A 12,335-nucleotide genomic window follows, 5' to 3' on the forward strand; every position below is an offset into this window, starting at 1 on the left:
CCCTCCATTCCTCTCTTCTTATTAAAACTTGATTAACTCGCCGCCTTTCACTTCGAAGATCTCTCCGTCCACGTTCAACCAGACGTTTAACGCTGAAGGGTTGTAAACAAAATCCAAGTCAGCTGCAAACTTCAGCCTTTCGAATGCCTTGGCGTAATCGACAAACTCAATGTTCGTACAATACCAAATGTCCGGATTGCCCCCAATATAGGCGCCGAACTTTTCCATAAGCTCCCAATTGTTATCGTTATCGAACTCGTAGCTGTGGCCCCATACGTACATCAGATACAGATATTGCTTTTTGTGCAAGCTGACGAAGGTTTCCGCATGCTTCATCAGGTCACGATTATGGTGGCATGTCGGCTTCCATTCCAAAAAGTCGTCCGGCATTCCGAAATGTCCAGTGCTGTCAACGACTCTGGCATACTCCATGCCGAGACCTGGCAGCATTTCTTTGATTCTGTGGTTGTAAGAGCCGTTCGGATACGACATCCCACGCACCGTATAACCCACGATACGTTCCAGATTTCGCCGGTCTTCCATGATTTCGTGCACGATTTGCTCGTTCGGGCAGCGAGCGATCGTAGGGTGAGTCAGCGTATGTGCCGACACCTCGTGACCTGTATAGAGCGTTTTGACCTCATCTGCACCCACCTTGTCATGCGTTCCGAGCAGACCGGAATTGATATGAAAAGTTCCTTTAAGCCCATATCGGTTAAACGTGTCTACCAGCCGCCGATCGGCGAATCGGCCGTCGTCGTAGCTCATGGTTAACGCTTTGTGTCGCCCTTCCGGAAAGCACATCAAAATTTTCGCCATCCTGTTTCCTCCTTAGCGTATATACTCCACAGCAGGCGTACTGCAAGTTCCCTTCGGCAATGAGCGGAGCGCAACTGACGGATAACCTGGTTTCACTGAGAAGCTGCCAGTACTAAACAGATCATTTGCCCCAATTAAAAAAGTCAACAAACATGGATGGCCACCCGCGGAAACATCAGTTGCGATCACGTATGCATACACGAGGTAAATATAGATTTGGGGTAGGGACCTTCGCCCAATCGATATCGGAAGCAAAATAAAAGCTTGTGTAGCAGGGCTGGTTATAGACCACATTCTGCCATGCGACACCGGTTCTGTACTGGGCATCATGCATTAACGTATACAATTTCCGGTCGGTTACCTCAGTGCTCAGGTAGATCCGAATCGCCGAGCTATCCTTTGTTCGTACTAACAGCTCTTCCCTCCAATCTCCGAAAACGTCAGCGACAAGGCAAGGATTTCCCTTCGTTCCGTTATTGGTAACTGCACCTTCTGCCGTAAGCAGCCTGCCTTGTTTCCAATCGTCGATTGTAACAGGCTCGTCGAAACGGCCGCCTATCATCTGTGTTGTCATGTTGGCCGACCACTTGATGCTCATGTTCGTGCCCGGAATCTGTTTTGCCATTTGGTCTCCTCTACATGTCATCAAGCCGAATGCTCCATCGCTTTCATAACCCTCGCTGCACCATGTTTGAAGACCCCTTTGGTTCGGATCAACTTGCCCGATCATCCCGCGCCCTACGTCATCGGTGGCGAAGCCACCGTATAATACCTCGCCGGTTGACGCATCACGCAGCGTATATCCGTATGGTCCCGAGGCACCGCTTTCATGCACCATGAAAATCTCCAATCCCTGCCGGTCTGGATCAATGTTCGCTACATGAAGGGCATCGCCGTGACCCAGCTTGGCGATTTTACCGGGCTCCGTGCTTTCCGGAGGCATTACGGCCCGGGAGCTGTATAAAATGGATCCGTCATGGTCGATGGTCGCCGCCCCGTAAATAATTTCATGGCAGCCGTCTCCGTCCACATCTGCAATGCTTAAGGAATGCGCCCCTTGTTTAGCGAGGCTGCCAAAGTTCTCATTCCGGCATCCTCCAGACGGAGCGTATCATGAAAAGGATTATTCATCGAAATCCAGCCGCTGTCAACCAACCAGTGCTCCTTAAGGCGCGTGCCGTCCCAGGAATAAGCTGCGACAGCAGCCCGGGTATAATAACCGCGAGCAAAGATCGCAAACGGTTTTTTTCCGTCCAAATAGGCAACTCCTGCTAGGAATCGATCCACGCGGTTTCCGGGCTCGATGCGATTCCAAGCATAATCCCCCCACATCAGACCGTCATCATGCCGCCCCGGCTTATAGCGGATCGTCTCCAATTCTTCGCCTGTTTGTCCATGGAACACGGTTAAATATTCCGGCCCTTCAAGAATGAAGCCCTCGAATGACCGCAAGTTGTTGCGGCCGCTCCGGCCGGGAGCATAGACGTCAAGAAAATAATCGGCCAGCCGCTCCGCATCCTCCTCTAGCAAAGGATAATTGTAGCGACGATCGATTCCGAAGCATTCTTCCAGTGTAGAGGGCCAACAGCCGGTCACTACCTCTTCATGCAAGTGCCAGCTCATAAACATATGGACAATATGCTTATAGTAGTCCGCGCTGGACATTCGATAGTCGTCCTGATGACTATACCCTGCAGCCACATCCTCCGGAGGCATGGTTATATAGGTTTCGGAGGAGATGATTCCTTCCTGATCGTACCTTATGATCTTTGTACCGGGCGCTGTCTTGAACATCAGCTCGGCTTTCCCGTCTCCGTCAAAATCATAGACCAAAAATTGTGTATAATGAGCACCCGCCCGAATGTTCACTCCAAGCCCAATCCGGTAGAGGAGAGTTCCGTCCAGCTTATAGCAGTCGATATATACCGGACCGGTGTAGCCGGAATGCGATACATCCTTTGCATTGGACGGATCCCATTTTACAAAGTACTCATACTCACCGTCGCCATCTACATCCCCGACGCTCATATCATTTGCCGCGTATGTATAGATTTGGCCAGTTGGCGTGACACCGTCAGCCGGTTTTCGCAGAGGTAATTCATAGTATGGACCCGCCCAGGGAGTGACATCGGCACAACGGTCGACTTCCTGTCCGTCCACAACGGCACAAACATAATAAACCGATGTTAACGTCCCGCTGGGGTCCAAATAGTTGGTGCTGTCGTGGACAGCTGCGATTAAGTCGCCACTACGATACAGGTTGAAATTGGTGCCGATCATTCCGTTACCGCTATAACCGGTCACTTCATTCCCGAGCAATCTCCAGCTGAGAAAAATCCCTTCTGTTGTCGCTGCTGCAACCAACCCCCGGTCCAGAAATTCCATTTGTACCCCGGATGTCTTCTGTGCATCAAACTTGTGCTGCTCATGGACGGTTTTCATAAATCGACACCCCTCCTTAATATGAACATCTATCCGTTATCCTGTTCTCCCGTGTTGTTCATTTCGATAACTGCGGAAAGTAAGGCAAGCGCAAGTCCCTGCCCCCAGCCCTGGGCCCATTTTTTATCCACTTCGAGATAACCCCTGATATCGTTCATGACGGCGGTTCCACCGGATACGTTAAGCACCCGTCCGCGATCGGAAATATTAGCCAGCACGCCCTTTAACGCCAGCTCTACATGTTTGGCATGAAGCGGATTATTCTGCATCACCATTGCCGCGGCAATGCCAGCCGTGGCTGACACCTCGCCATAAGCTTCCGGGTAGTCGAGCACGGTGCCCCAGAGGCCGTCATCCTTCTGCAGCTTTTTGATGGCGGCAAGCTGGTCTCGCAGCGAGCTTATAATATGCATAAATGGAGGGTACAGGTAAGCTTGCGGCAGCACATGTCCCACGCGTGACATCGTATAGGCCGCCCAAGCGTTGGCGCGTGCCCAATACATTCCTGACATATGATCCTTATTAAGGTGGTTATATCCGTGATACCACAGGCTGGTATTCTCGTCCTGCAAATAATGAATATGCCAATAAAACTGATGAAGTGCATCGTCAATAAGCTGCTTCTCCCCAAGCACCACACCTGCGCGTAATAGGAAATATCCCGCCATAAACAGAGTGTCCGCCCAGCATTGCTCCGGAAAATCGTTTTTAGCCGACACCGTGTGCTGGAGCACACCGTCACCGAAACGCAGGGCGTTGTTCTCCAGATAGTCCACCTTGCTCATGATGATATTGAGGTATTTCTGATCCTTCGTCTGTTCGTAAAGGGTAAGCAGCATATGTCCCATCGAGCATGTGTTGACCGTCCATCCCGGAAGTCCTGCTTCGATATATTCATCGCACCACTGTATCATCCGTTCCAAATATGCCTGCTCGCCAGTCACTTCAAAGGCACGGCTGATCCCGTAATAAGCGACGCCGCACGGCCAGTCCCAAGTCAGATCCATGCCGAAGGTGTAGTCTGCTACTCGTTCGACAGCTAGCTTCAGATCTGCATTAGCGATAGTTAACTTCAATTTGCAAAGCCTCCTTAGCCAAAGCCCCTGCTGAGATGGAAGTGGCTCCGGCAGTAATTATGGAAATAACGGTGTAAACTACGATTTAATTTCGGCATATACGGTTAAATTCGCGTATTCTCCAATCATAGGCGCCATCTGGCGGAAACCGAGCTTTCCGCCAGCGATCGGAAGCCCGTACGTCACGCCGTCGTCTTCCCATGAGAAAAGCGGAAGATTGTTAACGGCAAACGTAATGCGATGTCCGCTCTTGACGATCAGCATCCGGTATGGTCCGACCGCGTCCATGATGCCTGGAATCGGGTCTGCTCCTTGCGCGACCAGGTGGAAACCGTAGCTTTTACGCAAATTGCATGTATGAAACTTCCGCTCCTCCGCCCACTTCCTCCGGAAGTAAGAAACGTGGAAGGCGTTCATTTCGCCGTGATGATACTGGTCGTATTCACCAGTCCGTGGCTTGATGGAAGAATCGAACAAATTCCGGCCTTCCGTACCGCTTGCGCTAAAAAACATAATCGCCAGGCCCGGCTCGCGTACCGGCCAAAAATCCCATGAAACGGCGGTGTCCGCCGGAAAGTCCTCCGGGCACCACAATACGAAATTGGCTCGCTGCCCCTCCGCCTCGTCGCGGACGCTTTCGAGCCGCATACGTCCCAAAGGAAACGTGATGGCTCCATCTCCCTCCATTCGATAATCTGCGACATGCTCGGGCTTGGCGAGTGGGTTTGCATAAATCGCACGCCACCTTTCGGGAATCAGCGGGCTTTTTGCAGTATGCACGACCCCTGTTTCGGTTGGTTGATCTGTTGTCATCGTATTCACGCTCCTTTCTTCCCAGGTCTGGTTGACCGCGCTTTGGCGACGAGCGGTAACCGAGCTTCATTACACATTCGCTTCCTGACGGGCCGAGCCTGCATGGTCAGGTAATGAATCTGAGATCAGTTCCAGGCTGATGATCGTGTTCAAAGACCATTGCGACGCCTCATTCGTATTCATCCAGTCAATCTCTTTCAGCTTGTCGACGTACGTAACGTCAACGGCGTCTTTTTCCAGGTCTGTGGTTGCAAAAGGGTGTCCCAGCAGCGTTGACCATGCAATATCGGCTGTACGTCTGTCCTTACGGTACCAAGCGCCGTAAGCGACGAGGGCCAGCGTCAGGACTGGATGCTCAAACCGCTTTGTGCTGATGGCGCCGCCTGTGATTTGATCCTTTTCTTCCTGCGAAAGATTATAGAAAACTCCGAAATCGGCCATCATGTCGTCCCACTGCTTATCCTTCAGCATGCCGGACAGCTCGAACCACACCTGCGGCGCACCCATGCATAATGCCAGATGGCGCCCCCAGTTGTCGTCACCCATCGACGTCAGCAAGCCGGTATTCGGATCATAACCGTAAGTCGGACCGGAGATCAGACCGTAATTCGCCTGTTTAATGCATTGAATGCCGGTAAGCAGTTTGTCGCGGTAAAACAAATCCTCTTTGCGCTCCCAGCGGGTCATCCAGTTGGAGCTGAAAGCCGCCCAATCCGGGCCGACCCGGATATGGGTCTTATGCTCATCCTTGGGAAAATAGGCGCGCATCGGGTCGATATGGACGGTCGTATAGTCGGCATCCTTCGCCTCGTCCATCATATCCCCGATCCGCTCGTCCCCCGTTAAATAATAATAGTAGCGATGGAGTCCGGCCATGCCGATCCGGGCTTCCTTGCAGCCGCAGCCCCAATGGATGACGTTATGCCGGGAGCCGAGCCCGGCGTATTCCCCGAAATGATAGACGTCGACCTCGCTCGTATGGCGCGCCATCGCCTCCGCCATCCGGAAAATGTCTTCGCGTCCCGAGCGCAAAAACATCAGCCACAGCCACATGTTCGGGACCAGCTCCGTATTTTGCCAAGCACAGCCGCCGAGGTCATAATTCCAGACATGGCGCGCAGGGTCGTAGCTGTGCATGAAATCGCCGTAATCCCAGAAGCCGTACCAGCGCCTCTGCTCCACCTCCCTTTGGTAAAAGGCAATGATCCCGTCCAGCTTCTCTTCGAGGCGGGCTTTGGCGGGCGTTCCCCGGTCCGGCAAGCTCCAAATGCCAAAAGCGCCCTGGCTGCGCAAATAAGCCGGCTCGCATACAAGCTGCGAAGGCGAGTCGTTATAGCTCGCGTAAGCCTCCAGCTCAACCGGCGACGGCGTAAACGCCCGGCACCAAATCGTCAGCTCGCTCGTATTGCCGACGCCGTACGGAGTTGCGCGCAGCTCTTCCGCGCCTTCGTAGGAAGATTCAACATGCGTTAACGTATCGTAATGGCGCATGTCCATAACCGGCGCTTCCGGGGACCAGAACCAGGCGGTCAGCTGCGCCTCGTCCGTCGTAAGGCCGTGGGCCTCCATGCCCGAAGGATGCTTTTGCCAGAAATTGCGCATCGCAAGAGCCAGTCCGCCGCCGGGCCCACCAACATATGCAACGCCGCGCGCTCTCCGGCCTTCGCCGGATTTGATCCAGCTGCAGCCTGCCCTGGTACGCTTGGCCATCAGATAATGGTCGGCTGAGAACTGGGTCACTTTAAAGCCGTCCCAGCTTGCGGAGTCTTGCAGCAGACTCATAAAGTACTCGTCGTCCAATTCTTCGTCGGTCAGCGTTTCCCCATTGAGCTGACGCTTGAACAGCTCCAAATATTTGCCTTTTGTGCGCCGCGAATGAAGCGTTTTGGGCGATTCGCTTAAATAACCGGTATCACCGGCAAACCGGATGTGGCGGTTGTACAGCGGCCCACGGATCGGCAGGATGAAACGGATGCCGAGTCCCTTCACGAAATCCTGGTTCGGATTGCCGTCATAAAAAAACGTATGCACCATCCGGATCGACTCCAGACCCGCGTAAGCGTACAGGCGAAGCGAAAAAGGAAGCCATTCACCGGTTCCGTTCACGGCACGGTGGCGGCCCGTCAGCTTGACGACCGCTCGTACCGGACCTGCTTGCTCCACCTTCGCTTCGTAGATTTGGGATTGATAACGTTCCTCCCGGATCGTTCGGCTGCCGGTCAGCTCGCTTACACTTTCCTTGATGGCGATCAACTCGCCATAAGAGCTTATGCTGACACCGTTTCGTTGAACATCGGCGATCATTCGGCGGCCTGTTTTCGGTACCCGAAAGGAAATGACGCCCGTGTCGATGGTAAAGCCATCCTCTGCCTCACGTACGGACAATGAAGCCGCTGTTGGTGAATGTTCTGAATCTCCCTTCACGATGGTATACCCGTGAGGGGCACCAGTCGGAAATGCGGCGGCATGCGCCGTCCATTTGACGCTGCCGTCCGGCCAATATGCAGTCGGCCAGCTTTGCAGTGCGGGGGCAGTCCCGCCCTCCAAGTGCAGCGAAAGCCGGTCGTCCCGCGAAAGCTCCCCCTCCTTCCACGGCATCCCCCAACTCAGCCCAGCCGAAATATCAGCGGCTGCCTTTAACCAACGCAGTGATACTCGCGTGTCGTTCATGGAATCATCTCCTAAACGTTTGTTGGCTTCCGTTGTTTCAACGCCCTTATTGTAGACAGCTGCGGCTTTCCCGGCTATGGCACTTTCTTGATGACATCCGCCAGGCTAGATTGCACGATTTCTCGAGAATAGCACTTTATTGCACGATAAGGTTCTCCTGGTGCTTCACAGCCCAACGCATCACAATAAAGCCGGCAGCGGTCACATCATGAACGCTGCCGGCTGCTTCTTTCGATCTGTTTATCGCGGCTTGCTTCCTAATCTGCCCGGCTAAGCTCACGATAACGGGTGGGAGTCATGCCCTCGAGCTTTTTAAAGATCCGGTTAAAGTAGCTGTGCCGATATCCGACTTGTTCGGCGACCGTGTTAATTTTCATCTCCGATTCCCGAAGAAGCTCCTTCGCTTTTTCCAAACGCAGCTCGGTCAAATAATCGATAAAGTTTTTGCCGGTGACCTGTTTGAATGATTTGCTCAGGAAGAACGGGTTCGTGCCGATGTGGTCGGCGCAATTGTCGAGCGAAATGTCGTGCATATAGTTTTGCTGCATGTAGATCATGGCATGCTCAATCAGCCGTTTGACCTGGCCATCCGTTCGGGTCGTCAGCTCCTTCATGAAAGGAGCGATCACCTTCACTTGGAACCATTCCCTGGCGCCGGCAGGTTCTTTAATCTGGGAAAGCTGCTCATACAGGTTGGCGCCCTTGAACAAACGATTCGGCTGAATACCGGATACGAGAATCGCATGCTGGATGGAACCCAGCAAATGAAGCATCCCCTGCTGGACATCTATCGCTTTTGCTTCCTGCACGGACAGCGCATTCTGGAATTCGACGAGCAAGGCGTTGGCATCCGCCTCCTGTCCGGTTCGAAGCGCCTGAAGAAATTCTCTTTCCAGCGTAAAAGGGTACTTCGGTTCGGACGAATCCTCGAAATTCAGCTGCTCCATTTCGATAATCTGGTTATCGTTATCGAATTTGCGGAAGCTGGCTGCGTGTTTCACGCCTTCAAATGCGAGCGGAATGTCGCTTACACGGCTGGTAGCCTGGCTGATCGCCACCGTGACCACCATGTTCAGCAACCGATTAACCGTCTGCGCAAGCTTTTCGCAAAACGATTTGATCGTTTCTGTACATGGCTCCCCTTCCGGCAAGATAAGCAGCACCCCTGATCCAAGATCATGGAAATTGATCGTGCTGCTTTGCTCGAAATACGAATCCGCCAGCTCTTCGATCATGTTGACGGATGCGAAGGTAACCAGTCCCTCGTCGCCAAACTTGAACTTCCCTTCCATGCTGGCGATCCCGGTAAGCTGTACGTACAGCACGACAAATTGCTTGCCGCACACCTGCCATTTATACCGCTCCATCCGTGACCTCAGGTCCTCCTCCGTATAGGCGTACAAATAGCCCTGAAGGAGCTGATGGAGAAAGCTTTCCTTCACATGCGGCAGCTGCTCGAGCCACTTGGCGTTCAGCTCCCGACTCTCCCTGCTTAAATGCTGCCATTGCCGCTCGATTAGCGTAAACTCGTCCTCCCGGCCTCCGCCCGACAAGGAGGCGCTTGGCAGCAAATCCTTCATTAACCTTTTTACAGGCAAGTACATTCGGATCGATGCAAGCCAAGCAAGCCCTATTGCCAGCAGGAGAGCGCTCAAGCTGACCGTCAAAATGACTTTGGATATAAAAACGACCGGTGCCGTTATATTGGTGATCGGTGAAGCCGACACATACAGCCAGTTATCCATGATTCGTGCGAAATAACCGTACGTGACCGCATAGGTCTTGTCGTTCCATTCATAAAGAAACGAGCCTTCCTTGTTCACGTTTGACTCGACCTCGCTCCTGACTGCCTTTACGAACGTCGAATCTATCGAGCTCCCGTTGGCGGATACGTATAGATGACTTCTCGGCTCTGTTAGAAAATTTTCGCCGTCGGCATAAGGGGTAATCGTCTGCAGCGCTTCCGCGACTTGATCGCTGTCCAAGCGGACGATCAAGGCTCCAATCGGTTTTTGGCTGCCGCCGGGAACGAGATGCACAAACGTCAATTCCCGTTTTCCCGGCTGATCGGGATCCAGCGTTAGCTGTGTCCAATACGTCGTTTTTCCTGCGTCAAGCAGTTGGTCGTATAGCTTGATGACACTTGCATCATGTAAAGCGGAGTATTCCGGATAAAACAATACCGGCTGGCTTCCGCGCAAATAGAGGCTGACGTTACGAATCATCGTATTGGAGCCCTGCATGACGAGCAGCGTATTCGTAATATCGCGGGTCTTCTCAAAATCACGCACGAAATCGCGTTCGCCGAGCGAATAATCGAAGCTCGTATCGAACGCCCAATGCGCCAGCATCATTTCGAGATTGGACAGCTGTTTATTCAGGTTCTGCGACCGCTGCTCAATCTGGTTGTTATGGAGCTTCAGCAGCTCCTTTTCCAGCTTACCACCGGCCATCGAATATACGAGAACCCCGGTAATTATGCCGGGAATTCCGGCAACAAACAGGAACATGATTAAACTTTTCCTATAGAAGCTGCCAGATCTCCCGGATAAGCGGGCCAATAACATTTTCCATCCATTCATCGTCAGCTCACCAACCATATCTAAAATTAGTTTTGCCTTCCCTTGTTAGGTGGTCCTTTGCCTTTCAGATATGTAAGCGTATTCAAATTTAAAACCGCGAAATAAAATCGACTGTCTTAATTAGCATAACGCGGTCCTACTAATAAAACCTGCATGTTTTCAGAGTAAATTGTTTAAAAAACAGAGGAATTCCAAAAAACCGGCCATCGTGGAGTCTTGGCTACAAAGTTGCTACCGTCATTTTGCGGGAACTCTCGGAAGAAAAATTCGGATAGAGAAAAAAGAGGCCGCTGGCCTCTTTTTTCCGCTGAACGTCACTGCTCAAATGACCTCGCCTAGGATTTGGACGCTGCGTACAGCTCGTTGATTTCCTTCACGTAATCGTTGCCACCGGATTTTTTCCACAGTTCGATTGCATCGCGCCAGCCTTGCTCGTCGATTTGGCCAACGATGAATTTAATGCGCGCATCGTTAATAATATTGCCAAGCTGTTGTCCTTTTTGTGAATACACCTCCGAAATAAACGGCTCCGCCGGATTGGCGACGATGGTTTCCCGGTTTTTCATTTGAACCTCTGTTTGTTTTAAGCGAAGCGGTGTCTGGGCCACTTGCAGCCCTTTTCCTTCAGGAATGTAAGGTACCATCTGGTTAAGACCTTCGACTTCAGACTCGAGCAGCACGGAGTCCGTACTTCTTTCCAGCGTTGTATCGTCGATCTTGGTATAATGCACGCCTTCAAGGCCGAAGCTGGTCAGCGTTTGCAGGTCAGGCTCGTTCAGCTGGTCTAGAAATTTCAGAATGCGGTCGACCTCCTCCTCAGTCTTCACACTCGACTTCGGAATGGCCAATAGGCCGGCAAAACCGGAGGTAGGCAGCGTACGAATTTGACCATCCGCACCGGTTACTGCACCGAACACATCCATGTAATGCTCCCTTGAATCATTGCCCGCCGCCGCGTTCGCCGCCTTGATTTTGTCGTCGACTCGAGCCGCTCCGTCGACGACGTCGATAATCACGCCGGCTTGCCCGTTAACAAGCGGATCAGTCCACTTCGCCGAATCCATGACGGCAAAATCTTGGTTGACGAGTTTTTCGTCATACAGCTTTTTCATGAACTTGAGCGCTTCGAGATATTCATCGTATTCGAACTCCGGTACGAGCTGGCCATCCCTTTCGCCCCAAACGTTAGGTGCACCGAACCACAGTTTGATCTGGTCGAAGCCCGCTCCCCAGCCGGCCGTCCATTTGACCATAACCAATCCGTACGTGTCATCTTTACCGTTGCCGTCCGGATCCTTCTCTTTGAACGCTTTCAGCATGTTGTAAAAATCGTCGATCGTTTTCGGCTGCTCAAGTCCGACGTTCTCCAGCCAATCCTGGCGGTAATAAACGCCGTTGCGGCCAAGCTCGCGCCCGCGATATACGCCGTACGTTTTGCCGTTAATCGAGGAGTTGTTCAGAATGATTTCGCTGGCCTGGCTGAGGTTCGGATAATTTTTGAGTTTGTCGGTCAAATCCCAGAACGCCCCCGATTTTACCGCGCTAACGAAACTCGGGCCCTTCGAGTCCGGCACGTAAATGATTTTCGGCAAATTGCCCGAGGCAAGCGTAATGTTGAATTTATCCGCATAGGAAGCGTTAGGCACCCATTCGAAATGAATGTCCGTGCCGGTCAGCTTCTCGAGCTCAGCCGCTACGGGACTGTCGTCCTTCGGATAGTTCGTTTTAAAAATCGGGAGCATGATGTTCAGCTTAAACGCTTCCTGCGTATCTGCGGAAGCGCTTGCAGGGGGAGCCGCCGTCGAATTGTTGGAAGAGTCTGTGCCACCGCTGTTTTTACCGGACGAGCAGCTTGCCAGCAGAACGATACAAACCGTGCCTAGAATTAGAAATGTGGAAGCACGTTTCGCCTTCATTGTCTTTTTCTTCATTA

The 12,335-nt window shown here is 52.3% G+C and carries 6 protein-coding genes and 1 pseudogene; all 7 read right to left on the reverse strand.

All coding sequences use genetic code 11. The annotated features are described in order from the left end of the window. Nucleotides 1–21: 21 nt before the first annotated feature. Nucleotides 22–819, reverse strand: coding sequence for a polysaccharide deacetylase family protein (locus AC0VZ8_RS17235; protein WP_475483803.1), 798 nt, complete (start codon nucleotides 817–819; stop codon nucleotides 22–24). Nucleotides 820–994: 175 nt separating this feature from the next. Next, nucleotides 995–3,261, reverse strand: a pseudogene (locus tag AC0VZ8_RS17240) (rhamnogalacturonan lyase). 29 nt (nucleotides 3,262–3,290) lie between these two features. After that, nucleotides 3,291–4,337 (reverse strand): glycoside hydrolase family 88/105 protein, encoded by a 1,047-nt coding sequence (locus tag AC0VZ8_RS17245; RefSeq protein ID WP_475483804.1) that lies wholly within the window; start codon nucleotides 4,335–4,337, stop codon nucleotides 3,291–3,293. Between the two features lie 78 nt (nucleotides 4,338–4,415). Beyond that, nucleotides 4,416–5,150, reverse strand: coding sequence for a DUF1961 family protein (locus tag AC0VZ8_RS17250; RefSeq protein WP_083397528.1), 735 nt, complete (start codon nucleotides 5,148–5,150; stop codon nucleotides 4,416–4,418). 69 nt (nucleotides 5,151–5,219) lie between these two features. After that, a complete protein-coding gene (locus AC0VZ8_RS17255) occupies nucleotides 5,220–7,820 on the reverse strand; it encodes an exo-rhamnogalacturonan lyase family protein (protein ID WP_475483805.1) in 2,601 nt (866 codons plus the stop codon). A gap of 257 nt (nucleotides 7,821–8,077) precedes the next feature. After that, on the reverse strand, nucleotides 8,078–10,402 hold the full coding sequence (locus tag AC0VZ8_RS17260) for a helix-turn-helix transcriptional regulator (RefSeq protein ID WP_475483806.1): 2,325 nt from the start codon (nucleotides 10,400–10,402) through the stop codon (nucleotides 8,078–8,080). Nucleotides 10,403–10,737: 335 nt separating this feature from the next. After that, nucleotides 10,738–12,333, reverse strand: a complete 1,596-nt coding sequence (locus AC0VZ8_RS17265) for an extracellular solute-binding protein (RefSeq protein ID WP_071219007.1) — start codon at nucleotides 12,331–12,333, stop codon at nucleotides 10,738–10,740. Nucleotides 12,334–12,335 lie beyond the last annotated feature (2 nt).

The organism is Paenibacillus sp. QJM3NY_38 (assembly GCF_056173265.1).